Origin of the sequence: Pseudomonas sp. Irchel 3A5 (assembly GCF_900187575.1) — a bacterium.
Taxonomy (GTDB): domain Bacteria; phylum Pseudomonadota; class Gammaproteobacteria; order Pseudomonadales; family Pseudomonadaceae; genus Aquipseudomonas; species Aquipseudomonas folii.
Map to the genome: position 1 here is coordinate 109,687 of NZ_FYDU01000007.1, position 22,907 is coordinate 132,593.

At 55.9% G+C, this 22,907-nt stretch carries 22 protein-coding genes; 10 read left to right on the plus strand and 12 right to left on the minus strand.

Going from position 1 to position 22,907, the window contains the following annotated elements:
* The first annotated feature begins 171 nt into the window (after positions 1 to 171).
* Complete coding sequence (locus tag CKW31_RS13180; protein ID WP_095095448.1) at positions 172 to 873, plus strand: VacJ family lipoprotein; 702 nt, start codon at positions 172 to 174, stop codon at positions 871 to 873.
* Between the two features lie 78 nt (positions 874 to 951).
* On the opposite strand, the gene CKW31_RS13185 is transcribed toward CKW31_RS13180, so the two are convergent.
* Complete coding sequence (locus tag CKW31_RS13185; protein WP_095095451.1) at positions 952 to 1,251, minus strand: PilZ domain-containing protein; 300 nt, start codon at positions 1,249 to 1,251, stop codon at positions 952 to 954.
* Positions 1,252 to 1,515: 264 nt separating this feature from the next.
* Between CKW31_RS13185 and rssB the strand changes: the two genes are divergently transcribed.
* Entirely contained in the window at positions 1,516 to 2,700 is a 1,185-nt protein-coding gene (gene rssB / locus CKW31_RS13190) for a two-component system response regulator RssB (protein ID WP_095095454.1), read from the plus strand.
* Complete coding sequence (gene rssC, locus CKW31_RS13195; RefSeq protein ID WP_027898268.1) at positions 2,697 to 3,179, plus strand: anti-sigma factor antagonist RssC; 483 nt, start codon at positions 2,697 to 2,699, stop codon at positions 3,177 to 3,179. The genes rssB and rssC overlap by 4 nt, the downstream gene beginning before the upstream one ends.
* Before the next feature lie 73 nt (positions 3,180 to 3,252).
* Here the strand turns inward: rssC and tal are convergent, their stop codons facing one another.
* Both tal and dusA read right to left on the minus strand, forming a co-directional pair.
* Positions 3,253 to 4,179, minus strand: coding sequence for a transaldolase (gene tal, locus CKW31_RS13200; RefSeq protein WP_095095457.1), 927 nt, complete (start codon positions 4,177 to 4,179; stop codon positions 3,253 to 3,255).
* Positions 4,180 to 4,345: 166 nt separating this feature from the next.
* Positions 4,346 to 5,356: a tRNA dihydrouridine(20/20a) synthase DusA gene (gene dusA, locus CKW31_RS13205; RefSeq protein WP_095095459.1), complete on the minus strand. Its 1,011-nt coding sequence runs from the start codon at positions 5,354 to 5,356 to the stop codon at positions 4,346 to 4,348.
* A gap of 381 nt (positions 5,357 to 5,737) precedes the next feature.
* Here dusA and CKW31_RS13210 point away from each other — a divergent pair, with 381 nt between their 5' ends.
* Both CKW31_RS13210 and dapF read left to right on the plus strand, forming a co-directional pair.
* Entirely contained in the window at positions 5,738 to 6,067 is a 330-nt protein-coding gene (locus CKW31_RS13210; protein ID WP_027898278.1) for a DHCW motif cupin fold protein, read from the plus strand.
* A 44-nt stretch (positions 6,068 to 6,111) separates the two neighbouring features.
* Positions 6,112 to 6,927: a diaminopimelate epimerase gene (gene dapF / locus CKW31_RS13215; RefSeq protein WP_095095461.1), complete on the plus strand. Its 816-nt coding sequence runs from the start codon at positions 6,112 to 6,114 to the stop codon at positions 6,925 to 6,927.
* A 108-nt stretch (positions 6,928 to 7,035) separates the two neighbouring features.
* Here the strand turns inward: dapF and CKW31_RS13220 are convergent, their stop codons facing one another.
* The gene (locus tag CKW31_RS13220; RefSeq protein WP_095095464.1) at positions 7,036 to 7,938 is read right to left on the minus strand and encodes a LysR substrate-binding domain-containing protein; all 903 of its coding nucleotides are present in this window, start codon (positions 7,936 to 7,938) and stop codon (positions 7,036 to 7,038) included.
* A 158-nt stretch (positions 7,939 to 8,096) separates the two neighbouring features.
* On the opposite strand from CKW31_RS13220, the gene CKW31_RS13225 reads away from it, so the two are divergent.
* Positions 8,097 to 11,126: an FAD-binding and (Fe-S)-binding domain-containing protein gene (locus CKW31_RS13225; protein ID WP_095095466.1), complete on the plus strand. Its 3,030-nt coding sequence runs from the start codon at positions 8,097 to 8,099 to the stop codon at positions 11,124 to 11,126.
* A gap of 247 nt (positions 11,127 to 11,373) precedes the next feature.
* Here the strand turns inward: CKW31_RS13225 and CKW31_RS13230 are convergent, their stop codons facing one another.
* Complete coding sequence (locus CKW31_RS13230; RefSeq protein ID WP_095095469.1) at positions 11,374 to 12,510, minus strand: alkene reductase; 1,137 nt, start codon at positions 12,508 to 12,510, stop codon at positions 11,374 to 11,376.
* Positions 12,511 to 12,650: 140 nt separating this feature from the next.
* On the minus strand, positions 12,651 to 13,328 hold the full coding sequence (locus tag CKW31_RS13235; protein ID WP_095095472.1) for a type 1 glutamine amidotransferase domain-containing protein: 678 nt from the start codon (positions 13,326 to 13,328) through the stop codon (positions 12,651 to 12,653).
* A gap of 214 nt (positions 13,329 to 13,542) precedes the next feature.
* Here CKW31_RS13235 and CKW31_RS13240 point away from each other — a divergent pair, with 214 nt between their 5' ends.
* Complete coding sequence (locus CKW31_RS13240) at positions 13,543 to 14,139, plus strand: TetR/AcrR family transcriptional regulator (RefSeq protein WP_095095475.1); 597 nt, start codon at positions 13,543 to 13,545, stop codon at positions 14,137 to 14,139.
* A gap of 158 nt (positions 14,140 to 14,297) precedes the next feature.
* On the opposite strand, the gene CKW31_RS13245 is transcribed toward CKW31_RS13240, so the two are convergent.
* Positions 14,298 to 14,921 (minus strand): hypothetical protein, encoded by a 624-nt coding sequence (locus CKW31_RS13245; protein ID WP_095095478.1) that lies wholly within the window; start codon positions 14,919 to 14,921, stop codon positions 14,298 to 14,300.
* Between the two features lie 152 nt (positions 14,922 to 15,073).
* Positions 15,074 to 15,907, minus strand: coding sequence for an SDR family oxidoreductase (locus CKW31_RS13250; protein ID WP_095095479.1), 834 nt, complete (start codon positions 15,905 to 15,907; stop codon positions 15,074 to 15,076).
* 119 nt (positions 15,908 to 16,026) lie between these two features.
* Between CKW31_RS13250 and CKW31_RS13255 the strand changes: the two genes are divergently transcribed.
* The gene (locus CKW31_RS13255) at positions 16,027 to 16,908 is read left to right on the plus strand and encodes a LysR family transcriptional regulator (protein ID WP_256582602.1); all 882 of its coding nucleotides are present in this window, start codon (positions 16,027 to 16,029) and stop codon (positions 16,906 to 16,908) included.
* A 164-nt stretch (positions 16,909 to 17,072) separates the two neighbouring features.
* Here CKW31_RS13255 and fetB read toward each other — a convergent pair whose 3' ends face one another.
* The 4 genes from fetB to CKW31_RS13275 all read right to left on the minus strand — a co-directional run bounded on the left by fetB (position 17,073) and on the right by CKW31_RS13275 (position 21,032).
* Positions 17,073 to 17,867: an iron export ABC transporter permease subunit FetB gene (gene fetB / locus CKW31_RS13260; protein WP_095095483.1), complete on the minus strand. Its 795-nt coding sequence runs from the start codon at positions 17,865 to 17,867 to the stop codon at positions 17,073 to 17,075.
* Positions 17,864 to 18,511: an ATP-binding cassette domain-containing protein gene (locus CKW31_RS13265; RefSeq protein ID WP_095095486.1), complete on the minus strand. Its 648-nt coding sequence runs from the start codon at positions 18,509 to 18,511 to the stop codon at positions 17,864 to 17,866. The genes fetB and CKW31_RS13265 overlap by 4 nt, the downstream gene beginning before the upstream one ends.
* A gap of 142 nt (positions 18,512 to 18,653) precedes the next feature.
* Positions 18,654 to 19,328 carry a response regulator transcription factor gene (locus CKW31_RS13270; RefSeq protein ID WP_095095489.1) on the minus strand — a complete coding sequence of 225 codons (675 nt, stop codon included), beginning with the start codon at positions 19,326 to 19,328 and terminating at the stop codon, positions 18,654 to 18,656.
* A gap of 63 nt (positions 19,329 to 19,391) precedes the next feature.
* Entirely contained in the window at positions 19,392 to 21,032 is a 1,641-nt protein-coding gene (locus tag CKW31_RS13275) for a phosphoethanolamine transferase (protein ID WP_095095491.1), read from the minus strand.
* Between the two features lie 323 nt (positions 21,033 to 21,355).
* On the opposite strand from CKW31_RS13275, the gene CKW31_RS13280 reads away from it, so the two are divergent.
* Both CKW31_RS13280 and CKW31_RS13285 read left to right on the plus strand, forming a co-directional pair.
* Complete coding sequence (locus CKW31_RS13280) at positions 21,356 to 22,042, plus strand: histidine phosphatase family protein (RefSeq protein WP_176469879.1); 687 nt, start codon at positions 21,356 to 21,358, stop codon at positions 22,040 to 22,042.
* Complete coding sequence (locus CKW31_RS13285; protein WP_095095494.1) at positions 22,042 to 22,902, plus strand: phosphatase PAP2 family protein; 861 nt, start codon at positions 22,042 to 22,044, stop codon at positions 22,900 to 22,902. Before CKW31_RS13280 ends, CKW31_RS13285 begins: the two co-directional genes overlap by 1 nt.
* Positions 22,903 to 22,907: the final 5 nt, after the last annotated feature.

Here is a 22,907-nt window from a genome sequence, read left to right on the forward strand (position 1 = left end):
TTTGTGACAGTAAGATGAATGTCCGGTGATGGTGTTTACAGGTGTTTCACCGGTCTTACAGACTTGAATGACCAAGGTGCTGCCTAATTCCTGTCATATGGCCTTATACTCCTCGCCTTGACGTGTGGGGGCGTAGCGCCCGCTTCATTACTTATACCAGGAGTTTCAGCTATGCCCGTGACCGGTGCAGGTGTGTTCAATCGTCTTGCTCAGCTTTGTGTTTGTGCCGGTATGGCGCTGGTTCCAGTGGTCGCGCAGGCCGCTGAGGAAGATCCGTGGGAAAGCGTCAACCGGCTCACTTTCCGCTTCAATGACACCATTGATACCTATGCGCTCAAGCCTATCGCTCAGGGCTATCAATTCATTGCTCCACAATTCGTTGAAGACGGCGTGCATAATTTCTTCAACAACATCGGTGATGTCGGAAACCTCGCCAACAACGTGCTGCAGGCTAAACCGGCGGCAGCGGGTGTTGATACTGCACGCCTGATCTTTAACACCACCTTCGGCCTGCTGGGCTTCATTGATGTCGGCACCAAGATGGGCCTGCAGCGCAGTGACGAAGACTTCGGTCAGACGCTGGGTTACTGGGGCGTACAAAGCGGTCCGTACGTAGTGCTGCCATTGTTTGGTCCGAGCACTGTGCGTGACGCTGTCGCCAAGTACCCGGACACCTACACCTCGCCGTACCGCTACATTGATCACGTGCCCACCCGTAACACTGCGCTGGGCATCAACCTGGTGGATACTCGCGCCAGCCTGTTGTCGGCCGAGCGGCTGATCAATGGCGACAAGTACATCTTCATCCGAAACGCGTATCTGCAGAACCGCGAGTTCCGCGTCAAGGATGGTCAGGTGGTTGACGATTTCTGATCGCAATCCGCTGAATGTATAAAGGCGACCTGTGGTCGCCTTTATTTTTTACCATTTGTGAACCAGTTCCGCCGGATCTCAGCTCATCTTGATGATGGTCAGGCCCAGTTTCTGTCCGCCATCAGCTTCGTCAGTGACCCATACAACCTCTGTTTCTGCCTCAAGGCCTGTGAGGGCTGCATGGTCAGAATCGATTCTCACGCTCAGTTTTTCGCCAACCTTGAAGGTTCTGGGTGCCTGTACCTGCATCCCGGAGCTCGATAAATCAATGCATACAGCCGGGATGATCTGGCCTGCGTAGATCAAGCTGATGTCAGCCTCCACGCGCATCCGGATGAAGTCTCGTTTCTCCTCGTAGCTTCGATCATTTAGACTCATGTCCAGTCCTTCATTTCCATTGCTGAATTCAGGGTTCTTATAACTCTGAGCGATTTGCCGTGTAAAGACGCAATGTCGGCACCGGCGCGTGCTTGAAACGCCCGTCGGATGGGAGTACCGTCTGCGCCTTGAAGGGCACCTCTGAAACGCCACTGACGGGATCATAAGTCCGGTCGTGCGGTCAGAGTGGCTAGAAGCGAATCCAGTACGCAGACCCGTGAACCGGGGTGCCTACGCCAACCTTATCTGGCGCCGTTTGCCCACATGCAGAAAACCAGTGCCACGCTGCTGATAATCGATGACGACGAAGTAGTGCGAGCGAGCCTTGCCGCCTATTTGGAAGACAGTGGCTTCAGCGTCCTGCAAGCGAATAATGGCTTGGAGGGCATACAGATATTCGAACAGGACAAGCCTGATCTGGTGATCTGCGATTTGCGCATGCCGCAAATGGGCGGGCTTGAGCTGATTCGTCAGGTGACGGCCATCGCGCCGGAAACGCCTGTGATCGTGGTGTCGGGTGCTGGCGTCATGAATGACGCTGTCGAGGCGCTCCGTCTGGGGGCTGCCGATTACCTCATCAAGCCTCTGGAAGATCTGGCCGTGCTGGAGCACTCAGTGCGTCGTGCGCTTGATCGTGCGCGTCTGCTGCAGGAAAACCAGCAATATCGCAAGAAGCTGGAAACGGCAAACCGTGAGCTGGAAGCCAGCCTGCATCTGCTTCAGGAAGACCAGGATGCCGGTCGCCAGGTGCAGATGAACATGCTGCCGATCAGCCCGTGGTCGATCGATCAGTTCCATTTCGCTCATGAAATCATCCCCTCGCTCTACCTGTCGGGTGATTTCGTTGATTACTTCCGCGTTGACGAGCGCCGGGTGGCGTTCTATCTCGCAGATGTCTCCGGTCATGGTGCTTCGTCCGCGTTCATCACCGTGTTGCTCAAGTTCATGACCACGCGGTTGCTGTTCGAATCCAAGCGCGGTGGTACGCTACCGGAATTCAAGCCTTCTGATGTTCTCGGCCATATCAACCGCGGTCTGATCAGTTGCAAGCTGGGCAAGCATGTAACGATGGTCGGCGGTGTGATTGACGAGGAGTCGGGGCAACTGACGTACGCAGTCGGCGGTCATCTGCCGTTGCCTGTGCTGTATACACCGGGTGAAGCACGCTATCTGGAAGGTCGTGGTCTGCCGGTAGGGCTTTTCAACGAAGCCACCTATCAGGATCATGTGATCGACTTGCCCGAGTCGTTTAGTCTGACCCTGTTGTCTGATGGCATTCTGGACCTGCTTCCCGGTGATACACTCAAAGAGAAAGAAGCCGCGTTACCTGAACTGGTAAAGGCGGCGGGCGGCAGCCTGGATGGCTTGCGCCAGACTTTTGGATTGGCCACGCTAGGGGAGATGCCGGATGATATCGCCTTGTTAGTGTTGAGCAGGAACCTTGAATGAGTACCGGTAGAATCCAGTTCGCCGAGCAGGAAGGCACGTTTGTCCTCAAGTTTGTTGGGGAAGTGCGTCTGACGTTATGTTCGGCTTTGGATGCGACGATTGAGCGGATCTTCACTGCGCTGAATTTTTCAACGGTAGTGATTGATCTGACCGAAACCCGCAGCATAGACAGCACCACACTCGGCTTGCTGGCCAAGCTGTCTATCCTGTCGCGTCAAAAGGTAGGGTTGTTGCCAACGCTGGTCACCACCCATGAAGACATTACCCGGCTTTTACAGTCGATGGGTTTCGATCAGGTATTCAATATCGTTGACCGGCCGATCCCGTGCCCTGAGTGCCTGACGGACCTGCCGTCCCAGGACCAGTGCGAGGAAGTGGTCAAGGCCAAGGTGTTGGAAGCGCACAAGATACTCATGGGGCTCAATGACTCCAATCGCGAAGCCTTCCATGATCTGGTCAATGCCCTCGAGCGCCATTGATCAAAGGCTGAACGATACATAGCAAAAAGGGCGGCACCCGTGAGGATGCCGCCCTTTTTTTCTCGCGTTTAGATCAGACCTTGGCGCTTAGCAACGCTTCCAGTTTTTCCTGATCGCGTGCGAACTGGCGAATGCCTTCCGCCAGTTTTTCGGTCGCCATTGCATCTTCGTTGGACGCCCAGCGGAACTGGCTTTCATTCAGCGTTACGCGTGGCTCGCCGCCATTGCCCGGTGCCAGTTTGCGTTCCAGCGTGCCAGTATCTTCTGCGAGCTTCTGCAGCAGATCCGGGCTGATGGTCAGGCGGTCACAACCGGCCAATTGCTCGATCTGGCTCAGGTTACGGAAGCTGGCACCCATGACCACGGTTTTGTAGTCATTGGCCTTGTAGTAGTTATAGATGCGGGTCACAGACTTCACGCCCGGGTCTTCCGCGCCTACAAAGTCCTTGCCTTCAGCCTTCTTGTACCAGTCGTAGATACGACCTACGAACGGCGAAATCAGGAATACGCCAGCATCGGCACACGCCTGGGCCTGGGCGAAAGAAAACAGCAGCGTCAGGTTGCACTGGATGCCTTTCTTTTCCAGCACTTCGGCCGCGCGGATGCCTTCCCAGGTGGAGGCCAGCTTGATCAGGATGCGATCCTTGCTGACGCCGGCCGACTCGTACATGTCGATCAGGCGCTGGGCGCGCTCGATGCAGCCGTTGGTGTCGAAGGAGAGGCGGGCATCGACTTCAGTCGAAACGCGGCCAGGAACGACTTTGAGGATTTCCTGGCAGATAGCGACGGCAAAACGATCAGATGCCAGACCGATATCGCCATTGGCGCCGCTGAAGGCTGCCTTGAGGCGATCAGCATTGCTGTCGCTTGAACCGGCCTTGAGCAGCAGAGAAGGGTTAGTGGTCGCATCGACCGGCTTGAGCTTTTCGATGGCTGCGAAATCGCCGGTGTCGGCAACAACGGTGGTAAATGCTTTGAGTTGATCCAGCTTGGAAGTCATGAGCGTGCTCTGTCCTGTGCGGTTAGGTGACATTACCCGAGCGGTGCCGCCCACTCAAGGGCGCAAAGCATAACGCCGCGCCAGAACAGGGCGGCCTGTTGCCCGGGCGGGCGAAAACTCGATCCAGACTGGTTGGAGCGCGATCCGCCGTGCTTGTTCCCTGCTTTCAGCGACCTTCCAGTAGCCCGGCCGCCTGATCCAGTAGCGCCAGCGGATCCTGAGTCTTGTGGATGTCCACCGACAGCAACTGCCTGAAGCGTCTTGCGCCGGGGAACCCCGTACCGAGGCCCAGCACATGGCGGGTGACATGATGCATGGAGCCGCCGCTCTGAATGTGCGCGGCAATGTACGGACGCATTGCTGCCAGCGCCTCAGCCCGGGAAATTACCGGTGCCTGACTGCCGAACAACTGCTGATCGACCTCGGCCAGTAAATACGGATTGTGATACGCCTCGCGGCCCAACATTACGCCGTCGAACACCTGCAAGTGTTCCTGGCATTGTTCGAGCGTCTTGATCCCGCCATTGAGGATGATTTCCAGATCGGGAAAATCACGCTTCAACTGCGCGGCAACGTCATAACGCAGCGGCGGGATATCACGGTTTTCCTTGGGCGACAGGCCCTCAAGAATCGCAATCCGCGCATGCACCGTAAAACTGGTGCAGCCCGCGTCGCGAACCGTACCGACGAACTCACACAACTGCTCATAACTGTCGCGGCCATTGATCCCGATCCGATGCTTGACCGTCACCGGAATCGATACCGCATCACGCATCGCCTTGACGCAATCCGCCACCAACTGCGGATGCGCCATGAGTACCGCACCAATCATATTGTTCTGCACCCGATCACTCGGACAGCCCACATTCAAATTGACCTCGTCATAACCCACCGCCTCAGCCATCCGCGCACACGCCGCCAGATCCGCCGGAACACTGCCCCCCAACTGCAACGCCAGCGGATGCTCCGCCTCGTCGTGCTGGAGAAAGCGATGCGGGTCAGCGTTGAGCAACGCACCAGTGGTGACCATTTCGGTGTAGAGCAGGGCGTTCTTTGAGAGGAGGCGCAGGAAGAAGCGGCAGTGGCGGTCAGTCCAGTCCATCATCGGAGCGACGCTGAAGCGGCGTGAGGGTTCAGGGGATGTAGTGCGAATATTGTTGAAAGCTTCGGGCGACATGGTGTTCAACGTATCTGTACCAATTCTGGACGGTGTCAGTCGTCGCTGATCACGGCGATGAAGGGTGGAGTTTACCAGAGTAGGAGGGGCAGAACCGGCGGCGTCATAAATGAAGCAACTCGCCATTGATGATGAGTTTCAGCTGGATACGGCTGCCATGCTAAGTCGTTTGTGCTTCAAGAGGGCGCTTTCATGTTTCAGTACGACTCCGCCTTGTTGTAATGCTGTCTGAAGGGGGGCCGTATTGCGCGGCAGCCTACTTACGGCGCTTGCCGCAGTCACTGAGGCGCGCTGTATCCCGCGACTACAAGCAATCTGTATCTGTCAGCCATTCCTTCAGGCTGATACGGTTTGCATCCCTCTTGTCTGGAACCAGCCATGATTGAACTCACCGCTTTTCCATTCGGCACAACCGACTGGTCGACAATCGAACCCGTAGAACATGCCGGTGAAACCGGTACTGCTTATTGGCGCACCTGTCAGTTTGGTGCGGTCCGCGTTCGTATGGTGGAATACAGCCCCGGTTATCTGGCTGATCACTGGTGTTGGAGAGGCCATATCCTGCTGTGCCTTGAGGGTGAATTGCACACAGAGCTTGAGGATGGTCGCCAATTCGTGCTCACTGCCGGGATGAGCTATCAGGTCAGTAATGACGCCGAAGGGCATCGCTCGTTCACCACTACCGGTGCCAGGTTGTTTGTGGTGGACTAATACGCTTTAAACATCATCTCCACGTCTTGTTGCAGGATCCAGTGATGCCGCTTGGTTTTCATAAAATGCATGCCAATGGCGATGACTTCGTCATTGTAGACACGCGAAACGCCCCCAACCCGTTCACCAGTGATATCGCCCGTCGATTGGGCGACCGGAATCGAGGGCTCGGTTTCAATCAGCTCGCGGTGCTGCTTGATTGTGATGATGCTGCGGCGCGCTTGATATTCTGGAATGCGGACGGCTCTCCCTTGGATGCGTGCGGGAGCGCCACTCGGGGTGTTGCGGATCTGTTGATGCGCGAAGCGGGCGTCACGTCTGTAACGTTAAGGACCAATCGCGGCTTGTTGGCGTGCGAGCGAGCGTCGACCGGCGATATCGCGGTGGACATGGGCAAACCCCTCTTTAGCTGGGCAGACATCCCCCTGGCTCTGGAGCTGGATTCGGTAGTGCTGCCACTGGCCGGTCGCCCGACAGCCTGCAGCATGGGCAATCCGCACTGCACTTACTTTGTCGATGACCTGGCCGATGTTGATATTGCGAAAATCGGTCCGGCTCTTGAAACCAATGACTTGTTTCCGCTCAAGACGAACGTGCATTTCGTTCAGATTATTAACCGCAAGCACATCCGGCTACGTATCTGGGAGCGGGGCGGAGGTATTCCTCTGGGCTCGGGTTCGTGCGCGTGCGGCGCGGCCGTTAACGGAATACGTCGTGGCCTGCTGGACAATACAGTCGAGGTTGAATGTGATGGCGGGACCGTGACGGTTCGATGGGATGGAATGGGGCCAGTATTTTTGATTGGTTCGGTGGAGAGCGTTGCATCGGGATTAATCGCCGACCGCTTGTTGGATTTGTAGTCTGAGACATGTTCACTTGTAGGAGCTGCCGAAGGCTGCGATGGCGGCAAATGCTTCGCAGCCTTCGGCAGCTCCTGCAATAAATGCATTCACTCACAGACTGTGTTTTTACTTGTCAGGAAACGGCAACGACAGTAGCCAGGTGCTGAACGCGTTCAACGACGGCAGATGCTGATAGCGGGTTGCGTAGACAAGGTAGTAACTGCGGCCGCTGTCCATGGCGTCAAACAGCGCAACCAGTTCGCCGCTCTTGAGCTCATCCTGCACGAGAATCTCAGGCACCAGCCCGATCCCGATGCCCGCCGATACCGCCTGAATCAGATGCGCGGTGAGTTCGAAGCTCGGGCCGGATCTCATGTTTCGGTGATCGACATCATGGCTGTCAAACCAGTCAGACCAAGCGTTGGGTCTCGACACTACGTTGAGCAGTGCATGCTCGGCAACGTTCGCAGGCGTCATTAGCCGAAACCCGGGTAGTGCAGCCGGGCTGGCGACCACCACAAGTTTTTCGCTGAGCAGCTTATGCGAAATATAGCCGGGCCATTCCCCCGAACCTACACAGATGATTGCGTCCATGTCGTGAGTCGTGGGCTGGGTTTCCGCCTGAATAATCCTGGAGTGGATGTGCACCAGTATTCCAGGGTGTTTGGCATAGAACTCATGCATGCGCGGCAGCAGCCACTTTGAGCCCAACGTAGGCAGCACCGCCAGATTCAAAGGACCGCCGTCATTCTTGTATGAAATGGTTTGCAGGGTCGCGCTACGAATGCGGCCTAGCGCAGCAGCCAATTCATGCTGATACAGCGCGCCTGCGGCGGTCAGTTCGATCTTGCGCCCGTCTCGCCTGAACAGCTCGACTTCAAGTTGGGCCTCCAGCGTCTGCACCTGTCGACTGACCGCACTCTGGGTCAGCGTCAGCTCTTCTGCGGCTTTGGTGAAACTGCCATGTCGAGCTGCAGCTTCGAAAGCAATCAGCAGCGACATTGATGGGGTCAGTCTTCTGGGGTTCATTCATAAAGCTCATGCAAAATCAGCAGGAATTACGCTTGTGACAAAAGCTGAGAGGCGTAAAAATTAACAAAAAACAGAATCTGATGCTCTGTGCCCGTGAAGCCGAGCATACGCAACGTGAATGCATAGATTAGCTTCTTAGCCTGCAGGAATTCCATATGATCGCCCGTTTGTCCCCGGCAGTTGCCCAAAGCACGACGTATGAAGCCTTTCTTGATGCCCTTGGAGCGGCGGGCTTTCGAGGGGAGATTGCGCGTGATTATGGCGGCCGGACTGTGTTGGCAACGGACAACTCCATTTATCAGCGGCTGCCCCAGGCCGCGGTGTTTCCGCTGGATGAGCAGGACGTTGCGATTGTTTCGCGGCTGGTCGCTGAACCTGAGCACAGTTCGGTAGTGCTTACGCCTCGTGGCGGCGGTACAGGCACCAACGGCCAGTCGCTGACGGATGGTGTGGTCGTCGACCTGTCGCGGCACTTGAACAATATCCTTGAGATCAATGTCGAGGAGCGCTGGGTCAAAGTGCAGAGCGGCGTGGTCAAGGATCAGCTGAACGCCGCGCTCAAGCCTCACGGGCTGTTTTTTGCGCCGGAGCTTTCAACCTCGAATCGAGCCACCATTGGCGGCATGATCAACACCGATGCGAGCGGGCAGGGCAGTTGCACCTATGGCAAGACCCGCGACCATGTGCTTGAGCTTTCTACGGTCATGCTGGGTGGCCATCGCCTCGACAGTCTGTCGGTTGATGCCGAACAATTGCAGGCGTTCGCTAACCGGACTGACCGCATCGGCGAGGTTTATCGCTGTGCACTGGATATTGTCGACACCCAGGCCGAACTGATTGAAAGCACGTTCCCGAAACTGAACCGCTGCCTGACCGGATACGACCTGGCGCACCTGCGCGAGGCCGACGGTCGCTTCAATCTGAACAGTGTGCTTTGCGGTTCCGAAGGCTCGCTCGGGTTTATCGTTGAAGCCAAACTCAACGTCCTGCCGATCCCCAAATATTCGATTCTGGTGAATGTGCGCTACGCCGGCTTCATGGATGCCTTGCGTGACGCAAAAGCGTTGATGGAAATGAAGCCGCTTTCCATTGAAACCGTCGACTCGAAAGTACTGATGCTGGCGATGAAAGACATCGTCTGGCACGGCGTCGCCGAGTACTTCCCGGAAAATCCCGACACGCCGACCCTTGGCATCAACATCATCGAGTTCAGCGGTGATGACGAAGAGGTCGTCCAGCAGAAAGTCCACGATTTCGTTTTGCACTTGCAGCGCGACCTGTCGGTGGTGCGCCTTGGCCACACCCTTGCGATAGGCGCTGATGCGCTCAAACGTATCTATGCCATGCGCAAACGAGCGGTGGGCTTGCTCGGTAACGTCAAGGGCGAGGCAAGACCGCAGCCTTTTGTCGAAGACACTGCGGTCCCGCCTGAAAACCTCGCTGATTTCATTCAGGAGTTCCGGGCGCTGCTGGACAGCCACAACCTGCAATACGGAATGTTCGGTCACGTCGATGCGGGCGTGCTGCATGTTCGGCCGATTCTGGACATGAAAGATCCGGTTCAGGCCGCGCTGATCCGGCCGATTTCCGATGCGGTCGCGGCGCTGACGCAAAAGCATGGCGGCCTGTTGTGGGGCGAGCATGGCAAGGGCTTACGCTCGCAATATGTGCCTGACTACTTCGGTGCGCTTTACCCAGCATTGCAAGCGCTGAAAGCGGCGTTCGACCCGCACAACCAGCTCAATCCGGGCAAAATCGCTACACCCGGTACCGTGCCAACCGCGAAATTGACGTTGGTTGACGAAGTCCGGTTGCGTGGCGAGCTGGACCGCACGATCGATGAGCGTGTCTGGCAGAGCTATGACGCCGCGCTTCACTGCAACGGCAATGGCGCGTGCTACAACTTCGATCCCGATGACGCCATGTGTCCTTCCTGGAAGGCCACGCGCAATCGTATTCACTCGCCCAAAGGCCGTGCCTCGCTGCTCCGGGAATGGCTTCGGTTACAGGGCGCGCAGGATGTTGATGTATTGGCGGCGGCCTCGGGCGCGACGCAGAACATCGCCCGGCGAGCCGTTAACACCGTCAGGCAAAAGCTCGGGCAGGACGATTTTTCCCATGAGGTTTACGACGCGATGGCGGGTTGCCTGGCGTGTAAATCCTGTGCCGGGCAATGCCCCGTGAAGGTGAACGTGCCCGAGTTCCGCTCGCGTTTTCTTGAGCTTTATCACACCCGCTATCTGCGGCCGCTCAAGGACTATCTGATCGGCTCTCTGGAATACACCGTTCCTTACATCGCCAGAATGCCGCGACTTTATAATTTCGTCATGAGTGCTCGCCCTGTTCGGTGGGGGCTTGAGCGCATCGCGGGGATGGTCGACAGCCCGTTGCTGAGTCTGGTGGACTTCACCGCAGTGTGCCGACGCTGGAACGTCGAAGTCGCCACCCCGCAGCGCCTCTCCGTGCTTTCGGATGCGCAGCGGGCGAAAAGTGTGATTCTCGTCCAGGACGCGTTTACCCGGTTCTTCGAAACCCCGTTACTGGCGGATTGGGTAGAGCTGATCTCAAGGCTTGGCTACAAGGTTTATCTCGCACCTTACGCGCCCAATGGCAAGCCGCTGCAAGTGCAGGGTTTTCTCAAAGCGTTTGAAAAGGCTGCCAGCTTTAATGGCCAGTCGCTGTTCAATCTTCAGCAGTATGACGTGCCGTTGGTGGGGCTGGACCCCGCCATGACTCTGGTTTACCGCCAGGAGTACGCTAAAACGCTGGATGTCGATAAGGCTCCGTTGGTGCTGCTGGCGCAGGAGTGGCTGATCAATGCGCTGCCGCAAAGCGAGGCGTTGAAGGAGGCGGAGCCTTATCATTTCCTGCCGCACTGCACCGAGAAAACCAACGAACCCGGTAGCATCGGCCTGTGGCAGAAGATTTTTGAGCGCGCGGGCCTGAAGCTGCAGGTCCAGGCCAGCGGCTGTTGCGGAATGTCGGGGACTTACGGTCACGAAACACGAAACGCTGCCACGTCGAACATCATCTACGGGCAATCATGGAAGCTGTTGATCCAGAAATTCAACCAGTCCGGACGTGTTGTGGCTGACGGTTATTCGTGCCGCAGTCAGGTCAAACGTCAGGAGGGCACAACGGTGCTCCATCCGCTGCAGGTTTTGCTGGCTCGCTTGAGGACGTAGCAGGCTGAAGCGGGCAGTTCTGCGAGTTCAGTTGAATTTGTGGGAAGTTCTATGTTTGTCCGCGAGTTGACGTGGGACCGGCTTTAGCCGGGAAAGCGATATCTCTGACGACACATTTTCAGTGACTGTCCTGACCTTTTCCCGGCTGAAGCCGGTCCCACGACATTGCGCCATGGCGCAGACCCAGTCGGAGCCGAGCTTGCTCGCAATAAGATCAACTCGGGGTATCTGTTACATACCTGACCGATTACTGCGCATACAGCGGGTAATCCACATAACCTTCGGCATCGCCGCCATACACGGTGGCTGGATTGATCGGATTCCACGGCCAGTCATTGGCGATCCGGGCTGGCAGGTCTGGATTGGCAATGAATGGGCGGCCGTACGCAACAAGGTCCGCCAAGCCTGAATCCAGCAGCGCTGAGCCGCTTTGTGCCGTGTATTTTCCGGCATACATGATGGCTCCGCTGAAGGTGCTTCTCACGTCACGACGAAATGCTTCCGGCATGGCTGGCGCGTTATCCCAATCGGCTTCGGCGATGGAGAGATAAGCGATACCGGCGTTCTCCAGAATCCTGATGGCTTCGATGTACGTGGTGTGCGGATCTTCCTCGACCAACCCCAGATAAGTGCGGTCTTCATCCGTCGTCGTGAACAGAGGTGCAAAACGTACGCCGACCTTCTCTTTGCCAATGCATTCGGCGACACCCGCAACGATCTCACGCAGGAAACGCAGGCGATTATCAAGCGAGCCGCCGTACTGATCTTCGCGATGATTGCTGTGAGCAGAAATGAATTGGTTGACCAGATAGCCATTGGCGCAATGCAGTTCGATGCCATCGAAGCCGGCCTCCATCGCATTGCGTGCCGCCTGAATGTAGAGCTGAACAAGCTCCTGAACTTCATCAGTGGTCAGTGCCCTCGGTACAGAAGGTTTGACCAGTTCACCTGCGCCCGGCGCGGTTTCGATAAACACTTTCACCTGGTCCGCTGCAATGGCCGAGGCCGATACGGGGGCTTCGCCATTCGGTTGCAGCGCGGTGTGAGACACCCGGCCGACATGCCACAGCTGGGCGAAGATCACGCCGCCTTCTGCATGCACCGCCTCCGTCACCTTGCGCCAGCCAGCGATTTGCTCGGGTGTATAGATACCCGGCGTCCAGGCATAACCCTGACCGCGCGGTTCGATTTGCGTGCCTTCGGTGACCAGAAATCCCGCACCTGCGCGCTGGCTGTAGTACTGCGCCATGAGCTCGTTGGCGACGTTGCCAGGCTGAGTGCTGCGCTGCCGGGTGAGGGGTGGCAGGACAATACGGTTTTTGAGGGTGTGATGTCCCAGTTGGGTCGGGGTGAAGAAATTGCTGTTTTTGACTGAATTGCTCATTGATCTGCCTTGTTCGACGTTGAACGGTCTCAGTGTTTATTAGACCAGTCGACTATTTCTAATCTAAAAATAATGGACGCTTTGCCGTCAGGCGCAGCGTCCACGGGGAATCGTGTCGCAGGGAATGTAAAACTGGGGGATTAACCCAATTTTTTCAGCAGTGCTTCAGCGACGGCTGCCGAACTGGCCGGGTTCTGGCCAGTGACCAACTGACCATCTTCAACAACATAAACCTGCCAATCGCCTAGCTTGGAATACTGCCCACCCAAACGCTGGAACTCGTCTTCAATCAGGAACGGCACCACGTCGGTAAGGCCAACCGCTTCCTCTTCCGAATTGGTGAAGCCAGTAACCTTACGGCTGCTTACCAGTGGCTTGCCATCGGCGCCTTTGACGTTAATCAGCACACCAGGTGCGTGGCAGACAAAGCCGTGAGGCTTGTTGCTGCGATCAAAGGCTTCGATCAGTGCAATCGAGTTCTTGTCTACAGCCAGATCCCACAACGGGCCATGGCCACCTGGGTAAAAGACTGCGTCGAAGTCTTCAGCGCGTACATCTGACAGCAGGCCAGTGTTGGCGAGTACGCGTTGAGCCTCAGCGTCTTTGCGGAAGCGATCAGTCTCAGCGGTTTGCGCATCAGGCTCGTCGCTTTTCGGATCTAGCGGCGGCTGACCACCGGCTGGCGAGACGACGGTGATGTCCGCACCCGCATCCTTGAACGCGAAATAGGGAGCAGCAAATTCTTCGAGCCAGAAGCCGGTTTTCTTGCCGGTGTTACCCAGTTGATCGTGCGAAGTCAGAACCATCAGAATTTTCATACGGTACTCCTTGAAGGTGAAGGACTGGCAATGAAGCGAAGCGACGCGGGAGCTGAAATATCAGCGCGTCAGGTCACCGATGGACAAAGCTTAGACTCGGAATAGACCAGTCGTCTAGAGTTTTTTTCAGATCATTTCCACAAGGTTGGTCACGTATCTCGCTTGATCGTTCAAAAAATAGACGACTGGTCTAATTTTTGGTATTTTGCGCTTCATGAAACCGACCTATGACGACACTCGCCAGCATTTGCTCGATACCGGCCACCGCATGATGGCGGGGAAGGGCTTCACCAGTGTGGGGCTCAGTGAGCTCCTGCAAGTTGCTGGCGTGCCCAAAGGCTCGTTCTACCACTACTTCAAATCCAAGGAGCAGTACGGGCAGGCCTTGTTGGAAGATTACTTTGCCGGCTATCTCGCTGACATGGACAGACGCCTTGCCTTGCCAGGGTTGACGCCTCGCGAACGGCTCATGGATTACTGGCTTGGATGGCAGCAGCGTTGTGTCGAGCCGTTCAGCGGCAATGAGTGCCTGGTGGTCAAGTTGAGCGCTGAAGTGGCGGACTTGTCCGAGTCTATGCGTATTACCTTGCGTGACGGTGCCGAGCAAATTGTGGCGCGGCTGACGGCGTGTATCCGCCAGGGGCAATCCGAAGGGTGCCTGCCCGGCCACGATGCGCGACAGCTGGCAGAAACGCTTTATCAAATGTGGTTGGGTGCCAGCCTGCTCAACAAGCTGCAACGCGATGGTCAGCCTTTGCAGACGTCGATGACGACAACGAAGCAATTGTTGGGCGTTTCAGACAGCGTTTGATTTTGGCTGCAATAGTTTTTCTGGTTGCACCCCGATCCTGTAGGCGCTCACCGAGGTTACGAGGCCAGCGATCACGGTTTGTCTGACACTCCGCCATCGCTGGCCTCGTAACCTCGGTGAGCGCCTGCAGGGGTCCGGGTTGTGATTTAACCTGGCAATCAGACAGCGCTTGTTTGCAGGTTTGAGTTACCTACTCGGCCTAGAACATCTGCAGCCACAGACCGCTGTTGCAGCCAGTAACTGACACTCGCTGACAGCCACATGGCGTAGGTCATCAATTCGATCCCTTCTTCCACAGCCGTTTTGGCCTGGCGTGCGTAACCGTCATCCAGAATCAGATGCCAAAGCGCGCCCATGCCGAATACCCGGGAAAACACCAGCACGCATAATCCGGTGGACAACGTACCGAAGGCCGGGGTTTTGGTGAAGGCAGCCAGGGCTCGTAGGGTGTCCTGACGATTCGTCGAGTTGAAGGCAATGGTCAGCGACGTGATGGCGATCAGCAGAAATGGCCAGCACCAGGCGCTGTGGCTGATGGGATCAAAAAGACCGTCGAGTTCTCTCATCAGCAGACAGGCAAAGAAGCCTGCAACCAAAACCTTGAAGCCCCTCTGGCCGTCGTTTGCAGGTGAAAACCAGAAGAGCAGGGCGCAGGCGAACAGCATTATTTCCTGAGAGATTTCAGTAAATGAAGTCTCCAGCAACTGAGTATCAAACACGGCGATGTCCAGCCAGATCATCCCGAAAACGATGCCCGTCAAAACAAGCTTGAACAAGAACATGAGCGACGCATTTTTTAAATCTTTGAAAATGAGGGGCAAAACGAAAGCTCCAGACTTGCGAGGCAACTTGATAATTGCGGTTCGCAAGGGGACGCTATTTCATTAATAATTTCAAATGCTTCCATTGATTGTCGGAATTGATGGAATTCATACTACATGTCGACATCACAACGATAAGCCACGTTTTTCTGGGTGTTTAACAGGGCTTGGCGCTCGTGCAATTTCGTATTGATATTGTCCCAGGCAATACTGCCCAACGGCACTCGAAGGGGTAGTACATCCGCTTGTGCGATGGCGATCATTTGCTGAGCGATCTTGACCGGGTCGCCCATGTGAGGGCTGAACTCGCCACTCTGAAGGCGATTGCGCAGCTCGCCCACTGGACTGTGTTCATAAGCGGCGGACGGTTGCGCACTGTCAATACCGGCAAGGAAGTTCGTGGCCGTTGGGCCGGGCTCCAACAGGCACATCTCGATGCCGAAGTGGGCGACTTCCTGAGCAACTGCTTCGATAAAACCCTCCTGTCCCCATTTGCTGGCGTGGTACAGGCTGAAGCCCGGATAGCTGATCCTTCCGCCTTCGGAACTGACTTGAAGAACACGACCGCTTTCTTGTTTACGCAGGTGAGGTAACAGCGCCTGGATGAAAAAGATCGAGCCGAGCAGATTGGTCTCGATCTGACGTCTGATCTGCACCTGGGAAAGCTCTTCCACAGCCCCGAAGGTCCCGTAACCGGCGTTGCTGATGACGATATCGATACGCCCCAATGCCTGAAATGCCTCAGCGACGGCCGGGGCGATGCGGTCGCTATCGGTCAGGTCCAGTTGAATGGGAACGAGCGATTCCGGAAAGCGTTGCGGCAGATCATCCATCGCGCCATCACTGCGGTAGGTGGCAGCGACCCGGTCACCACGTTCAAGCAGTATTTCAGTCATGAGTCGGCCGAAGCCGGAGTTCGCACCGGTAATAAACCATGAAGCAGGCATGTTGATGTCCTCACTTGTTTGTGGATTTCAAATCAAGGATGGGACTGGCATGCTGTTCTGAATAGACCATCAATCACGAACAGGCTGATCGATAATTGACATCAATCCATGACCTTAGCTTGAAAAGCCTGCGCATGGCGTTGGCCGTCGCGGACACTGGCAGCTTCCGCCGCGCCGCTCGATTGCTTGAAATGGCGCCTTCGAGTCTCAGCCACGCAATTACTGAACTTGAGTTAACACTCAAGCTGCGCCTGTTCCATCGCACCACCCGTAGCGTCGCGCTGACGGTGGAAGGGGAAGCTTTCCTGTCCCGAATTCGTCCGGTACTCGGTGAGCTCCGCGTTGCTGTCGACGAAATCAATCAGCGGCAGGAGGGCAACATCAGCGGTGAGCTGCGCATCAACACCCCATTTGCTGCGGCACTTTATCTGTTGAAGGAGGTGGTGCCATCGTTCATGAAGCTTCATCCGGACATTGAGCTTGAGCTACGCCACGAGGAGCGGCCGGTGGACATCGTCGCCGATGGCTGTGACGCGGGCATCCGGCTGGGCGGCAGTGTACCGATTGACATGATTGGCGTGCCGTTTGGCGGCAAGGCACGTTTCGTTCCCGTGGCTTCTGCGGACTATCTCCAGCAATACGGTCGTCCCGCTCACCCGGCAGAGTTGATGGCGCATAAATGTATCCGGATCAGAATGCCCAGAGGCGAGCGCTATGCCTGGGAATTTGAGCGCAAGGGCGAAAGAATCGAACTGGATGTTCCGGGCTCGCTGACCGTCAACCGCATGGCCCTGATGATAGAAGCTGCCGAAGGTGACCTTGGCGTGGCTTTTGTCCTGGAGCAGGCTGTCGCGCAAAGTCTGGCTGACGGAAAGCTGCAATTGTTGCTGAATGATTGGTGCCAGGATGAGCCAGGGTTAATGCTTTATTACCCGGGGCGACGAAATGTGCCTGCGCCGTTGAGGGCCTTTATCAGCTTCATTCAGGCGTTGGGGCGCTGAGCTTAAATCAGCTTGTTGGCGAGGCCGTTATTGTGTTCTGCCCGATGCACCGCTTCACCGTGGTGCCTGAAATTCCGCATGTGCTTCGAGTTGTGCAGTAAACGCTTGATCTGTAGGAGCTGCCGAAGGCTGCGATGGCGGTCTGTCAGCCTGGTGCGTCTCCATCAGACTCTATTGGTCAGCTTATGCATCATGAAACGGTGATCCGCCGAGAACAGGCGGCGGTAGGTCAGCAATACCGCGCACACCGTTCCCAATGCTGAAGACGCGGCGATCAGAAACATGATCACGATCTGGTAGCGTACGGCTTCGGCGGGTGATTGTCCGGCCAGAACCTGACCGGTCATCATCCCCGGCAAACTGACAATGCCCACCACACTCATCTGATTCAGAGTCGGGGTCATGCCGGCTCTTACGGCTTGCCGTGCTGCCATTTGAGCGGCTTCCCAGCGTGAGCCGCCCAGTGCCAGGATCATTTCCACGTGACTTCGGCCTGACGAGAGTTCCTGCATCATGCGCTCAATACCCAGCGACACGCCGGTCAGCGTGTTACCCAGGATCATTCCCAGAATTGGAATAGCGTATTGCGGTTCGTACCAGGGCCGAATCTGAATGACCAGCAGCAAGCCGATAGCCGTCACCAGCCACGAGCTGCCCCACACTGAAACGATGCTGTCCACACGACGCCCGGCATAGGTCCGCTTGCCTCGTCCGGCAGCTGAAATACCGGCGATGAGCGTCATCAGGCACATCAGCGGCAGCACGACATACCAGTAGGCAAACTCGAACACCCAGCCGAGGATGTAGCCAATGGCAAGCAGTTGAACGACCGTGCGGACCGACGCCCAGATCAGTTGCCGCTCCAGCCCCAGTTTCAAACCCAGAGATAACGCCCCGTTGATCAGAATCAGGCACGCGGCGATGGCGATGTCCGCAGCTGACAAGCTTTGATAGTTCATGTGTTACCCATAGCCGTCAGCACACCTGCGTGCATTTCAAGTCTGATATTGCTCATCCGTTGCGCCTGATCGAGATCGTGCGAGACCCAGATATAAGCGCGCGTGGACGCCGCGCCACCGTTGAACCAGGTGTTGACCAGTTTCTCTACATGGCTGGAGGACTGCGGGTCCAGCGCAGCCGTGGGTTCATCCAGCAGCATTACCTCAGGATCCAGTTGAATGGCGCGAATCAGTGAAACCACCTGCGCCTCGCCTCCGGAAAGGTCGTCAGCGGTTTTCAGCAAGAAGTTTTCCGGTTTGCCGACCTGACGCAGAAGGTCTTTGACCTTTTCGATATCAAACTTCTGTTGTTTGAAAATATTCAGGCTATAGGGAAAACGCAGGTTGTCTTCAACTGTTCCCTCCATCATGGAAGGGCGCTGGGCAATGTAGCAAACCTTGCTGCGGTATCCGGGGATCTGCGCGGCCTGAACGGGCTGGTCGTGCCAGACCACTTGACCGGAACCGGGCGCATCCAGTAACGCCAGCGTGCGCAAAAAGACGCTTTTACCTGACCCCGACGAGCCGGTTATGGCGACTCTGTCTCCGCCACTCAAAGTGAAATTCACCGGGTAGAGAAGGTAAGCAGCGCTGTTTTGATCCATACGACTCAGTGCGCACGCTTCGACCAGTCGGGCGCCTTGAGGGCTCAGCGAGACGGATGAGGGCAAGTACAGACTCCAGAAACGACAAGGTGAACCGCCAAGTTTGCTCGTGCCCGGAGGATAAGCACAAGAAGCAGGTTCCTTAACGTGGTCCTTGCATCTTGTAACCCATGCCATGAACGGTGTGCAGCAACGTGATATCGAACGGCTTGTCGATGGTTTTGCGCAGCATGTACAGGCTGGTGCGCAGGCTGTCGGAGTCAGGTGTATTGCTGCCCCAGACGGCTTGCTCGAACTCTTTGCGCTTGACCACCATTGGGCTTTTACGCATCAACAATTCAAGAAGCACCATGTTGGTGGGGTTGAGTTTGAGCAGTGTTCCGCCGCGCCTGACTTCCAGCGAATCCAGGTCGTAGGTCAGGTCATGGATCTTGAGTACGTTCTTCTTCATGCCGGTTGAGCGCCACGTCACGGCCTCAACCCGGGCATACAACTCTGAGAGCGCGAAAGGTTTGACGATGTAGTCATCGGCACCGACGTTGAAGCCGGTCAAACGATCTTCCAGTTGATCGCGGGCAGTCAGCATCAGCACCGGAACCTGCTGTCGGGCGTCTTCGCGCAGTTTTCGGCAGAGCAGATTGCCGTCCATGCCGGGCAACATCAGGTCGAGGATGATCGCATCGAAATTGCCCGTCGTCGCCAGATGCAGCCCCGTCAGCCCATCCAGCGCGCCGACGACTTCACAGCCCTTGAGCGTGAAGTACTCCGAAACGTTGGCGAGAATATCTTTATGGTCTTCGATAACAAGTATGCGCATCAGGCTCACATTATTTTCTGGTCTACCGGGACAGGGGTGTTTCTGTCCCGGACATGACGTTTGTTATTTGTTGGCCAATACGCCGTCGGCAGTACCGTTTCTGCAGCCGGCAAACATATCCAGCGACGGGTCGTAAACGTGAGTATGCACCTTCAGTAAACCCAGCATCGAATGGAACAGGTTGTCCTGGCTCAAGGACGCGTTACGGGTCTGTTGCAGGCACGCCGTATCAAGGGCAAATGACCGCTGATAGCTATCGGAAAACCAGACCATCATCGGCACATGCTTTTGCTGGTCAGGAGCGAGCATGTAGGGCGTGCCGTGGAGGAACAGGTTGTACTCGCCCAGCGATTCGCCATGGTCGGAAAGGTAGATCATCGCGGTGTCTACGTTGGCCTGGTTACGGCGCAGGATATCTATCAGGCTCGCCAGTACATGGTCGGTATAAAGCAGCGTATTGTCATAACCGTTCACGATACTTTCCCGACTGCACTTATCCAGCGCATTGCTTTCACAGACGGGGGTGAATTTCTCAAACTCCTTTGGATAACGTTTGAAGTATTCCGGGCCGTGGCTACCCATTTGATGCAGTACCAGCACCGTGTCTTTGTCCAGGTGCTCAATGAAATTCTGCAGCCCCTGCAACAGGATTTCATCCCGGCACTCACTGTTGGCGCACAGCTCAGGGTCTTTCAGTTTGCTGACATCCTGCAGCGTAACCCGGTCGCATGTGCCTTTGCAGCCGGACTGGTTGTCACGCCAGATCACGTCTATTCCGGCACGCTTGAGAACGTCCAGTAGACCTTCCTCGGTTTTGGCCGTGGGTGCGTCGTAGTTCTTGCGTCCCATATTGGAAAACATGCACGGTACCGACACTGCCGTTTCAGTCCCGCAGGAATGGACGTCCGTGAAGGCGATCACGCCTTGTTCTGCTCGCAACTGCGGAGTCGTATCCCGGTTATAGCCGAGGATGCCGAAGTTCTCGGCGCGGGCACTTTCGCCTACGACCAGTACGGTGAGAGATTTACGTGGGCGTTGCACCCAGGCACTGTCTCGGTTGGCATCTTCGCCGATTTTCAGAAAAGGTTTTTGCGCCGTAACCACTTGTTCACGCAGGTAGCCAAGTGAGGCACCAATGTAGTTGCTGGGTACGACCATCAGACGCAACTCGTGGTGATTGCGGAACAGCGACGATAATCCCTGATAGTTAAGCAATGCGACGCTGCCAATGACGGCGGCGCAACCGAGAGTGACGAGTGTCTTGCTGATGAGTTCGCGGTGCAGTGGGCGATAACTGATTGGCGTTTTCCATAACAGCAACGATGGCACTATACCCAGCAGTAAGATGTAGAGAAAAAGTGCAGGTGATAGTAGATCTCTTACTTCAGTCGCGTTGGTTTCGGCAAAGTTTCTTAACATGCCGGCATCAATCAGTACCCCATAACGTCCCATAAAGTAGGCGACGCCCGCACTGATCATGAATAAGGCGATCAGTACCGGTTTAAATGTTTTGCGAAATGCCAGCAGCGTCAGCGTGATGTTAAAAACGCCGAACAGCATGATCCCGAACGCCAGACGCAGCATCGCGTTGTGGTCGGTAATACTCACGAGGTGTTGCCAAAGGGTGCTGTTGAATCCGAGTAACAGGAAGGCGCTGGCGAGCGCCGTCGCAACCTCGGGGCGAAGGTATTTGATTTTAAACATGTGATTCCGCTTCACTGAATTAGGGAGGTCGCTCGGGTGATTGAGCATGGTGTCTCCAATGGCGCAGACTCTAGGCAGGGAATCATCAAATTTTTGTGAAAAACATGCCAATAAAAGGTGGGTGTACTTGTAGAAATTAATGCTAATTGTTATCAACTGAACGGCGGCTGAATAGCTACATTTCTGCGGGCTGTTTGCGACTTATTTTTCACATCGTTTTCACTGCTCTCCCACGTTGTTAACTTTAGGCTTTGCTCACAGTACGACAACTTCAGGGGGGCGACGCCTGACGGTTGCCATGGTCTTTTTGCAGGAGCGAAGGCGTGAGCACTACCCTGATCAATGAATCAGTTATTCCCGGTAAAATCTCTTTCGCGGCTATGTTCAGCGGCCGTTCAGTAATAGCCGTGGCGGCGGCTATTTTTGCTGTGGTATTAATTGTCTGGTTTTACAAAGCGACTCCCGTTGTCGATCTAAGTATTAATAACAACTTTAACAATTCTAAATTGTATGACCGCTGGGTCCGGGGAGATGTGGTGGTCATGGTCCGACATGCAGAACGTTGCGATCGCTCCGGCAACCCCTGCCTGGGGAGTGCGGATGGCATCACTGTCAACGGCAGCCAGTCAGCGCGTGCAGTTGGCGTCGGCTTGCAGCAAATGGGCCTTGAAAACTCCCGGATCATTGCCAGCCCGCTGACCCGAACTCGCCAGACGGCTGACCTTATTCTAGGGCGAGCTGCGCCGACCCAGAGCTGGGCCAGTGATTGCAACAGCGGCTTTAAAGACGCTGTTCTGGCCCACAAGCAAGTCGCACAAAATCTGGTGCTGATTACTCACAGCGGTTGCATCGATCAATTTGAACGCAAGATGGGCGTTCGCGCAGGAGACCGTTCCAGCGATTACGCCCAGGCGGTGTTCGTCAAGGTAGACGGTAAGCATGCGCCAAGCATCATCGGTTCAATGGACGCTGCGCAGTGGAAAAACATAACGATCGGGCAGGTGAATTGATGAAGACCCGTTCCGGCTTCTATTCCGTCTATCTGGGCTTGCCCTTGCTGTTGGCGTTGCTGACGTTCCTGGCGTTTGATCTGACCGATCTCGATCGCCTGTTCAGCAACCTGTTCTACGACCCGGTCGCAGGCGCGTTTCCCATCGGTCAAAGTCATCTGTTTGAAAAGATCACTCACAAGTGGGCCCGGATCATTCCGGACTGGACGGGTGAGCTGGCCATTATTGGTGCATTGCTGTCGTTCGTCTGGCCGTGTGTGGAGCGCTATCGCCAGACACGGCCAGGCCAATTTATCGCCCGCTCACGAGTAGCAAGCCCGCTGAAATTTATTCGGCAGCACCGGCTGGATTTCTTTTTCATCATCGTTGCCTTCGCACTGAGTACCGGGTTGATTCATTACCTTAAAAGCCACACCAGTATTTATTGCCCGGTGGAAACTACGCTGTATGGCGGCAAACAGTTGCATAAGGAATGGTTCGAGAATTTCACGTTCTGGCGTGAAGCGGGCGCCGGCCGTTGCTGGCCTGGGGGGCATGCCTCCAGTGCATTCAGCCTGTTCGCCGTGTATTTCGTCGCACGACGCTACCGCTGGCAGCACTCCAGGCTGTTGCTGGCAGGCGTGATTCTGTTGGGCCTCGTCTATGGCACAACGCGGGTTTTGCAGGGCTGGCATTACCTGTCGCATACCTTCTGGGCGGGCATCTTTGTCTGGCTGAGCACATTTCTGGTGGCGCTATTTTTCTACGGTCGCTCGGCGTTGCAGCAGCCGGTCCGGCAAGGCACAGAGCCTCGGATTGAGCCCATGTCGCTACCCCCGGAGCCTCAACACTTAACAAGCACTGCATCTGTAATCCAATAACGGAA

What these genes read in the sequence shown, in the direction of transcription:
- CKW31_RS13180 (WP_095095448.1), top strand. Translation starts at nt 172, where the DNA reads ATGCCCGTGACCGGTGCAGGTGTGTTCAATCGTCTTGCTCAGCTTTGT.
- CKW31_RS13185 (WP_095095451.1), bottom strand. Translation starts at nt 1,251, where the DNA reads ATGAGTCTAAATGATCGAAGCTACGAGGAGAAACGAGACTTCATCCGG.
- rssB (WP_095095454.1), top strand. Translation starts at nt 1,516, where the DNA reads ATGCAGAAAACCAGTGCCACGCTGCTGATAATCGATGACGACGAAGTA.
- rssC (WP_027898268.1), top strand. Translation starts at nt 2,697, where the DNA reads ATGAGTACCGGTAGAATCCAGTTCGCCGAGCAGGAAGGCACGTTTGTC.
- tal (WP_095095457.1), bottom strand. Translation starts at nt 4,179, where the DNA reads ATGACTTCCAAGCTGGATCAACTCAAAGCATTTACCACCGTTGTTGCC.
- dusA (WP_095095459.1), bottom strand. Translation starts at nt 5,356, where the DNA reads ATGTCGCCCGAAGCTTTCAACAATATTCGCACTACATCCCCTGAACCC.
- dapF (WP_095095461.1), top strand. Translation starts at nt 6,112, where the DNA reads ATGCCGCTTGGTTTTCATAAAATGCATGCCAATGGCGATGACTTCGTC.
- CKW31_RS13220 (WP_095095464.1), bottom strand. Translation starts at nt 7,938, where the DNA reads ATGAACCCCAGAAGACTGACCCCATCAATGTCGCTGCTGATTGCTTTC.
- CKW31_RS13225 (WP_095095466.1), top strand. Translation starts at nt 8,097, where the DNA reads ATGATCGCCCGTTTGTCCCCGGCAGTTGCCCAAAGCACGACGTATGAA.
- CKW31_RS13230 (WP_095095469.1), bottom strand. Translation starts at nt 12,510, where the DNA reads ATGAGCAATTCAGTCAAAAACAGCAATTTCTTCACCCCGACCCAACTG.
- CKW31_RS13235 (WP_095095472.1), bottom strand. Translation starts at nt 13,328, where the DNA reads ATGAAAATTCTGATGGTTCTGACTTCGCACGATCAACTGGGTAACACC.
- CKW31_RS13240 (WP_095095475.1), top strand. Translation starts at nt 13,543, where the DNA reads ATGAAACCGACCTATGACGACACTCGCCAGCATTTGCTCGATACCGGC.
- CKW31_RS13245 (WP_095095478.1), bottom strand. Translation starts at nt 14,921, where the DNA reads ATGTTCTTGTTCAAGCTTGTTTTGACGGGCATCGTTTTCGGGATGATC.
- CKW31_RS13250 (WP_095095479.1), bottom strand. Translation starts at nt 15,907, where the DNA reads ATGCCTGCTTCATGGTTTATTACCGGTGCGAACTCCGGCTTCGGCCGA.
- fetB (WP_095095483.1), bottom strand. Translation starts at nt 17,867, where the DNA reads ATGAACTATCAAAGCTTGTCAGCTGCGGACATCGCCATCGCCGCGTGC.
- CKW31_RS13265 (WP_095095486.1), bottom strand. Translation starts at nt 18,511, where the DNA reads ATGGATCAAAACAGCGCTGCTTACCTTCTCTACCCGGTGAATTTCACT.
- CKW31_RS13270 (WP_095095489.1), bottom strand. Translation starts at nt 19,328, where the DNA reads ATGCGCATACTTGTTATCGAAGACCATAAAGATATTCTCGCCAACGTT.
- CKW31_RS13275 (WP_095095491.1), bottom strand. Translation starts at nt 21,032, where the DNA reads ATGTTTAAAATCAAATACCTTCGCCCCGAGGTTGCGACGGCGCTCGCC.
- CKW31_RS13285 (WP_095095494.1), top strand. Translation starts at nt 22,042, where the DNA reads ATGAAGACCCGTTCCGGCTTCTATTCCGTCTATCTGGGCTTGCCCTTG.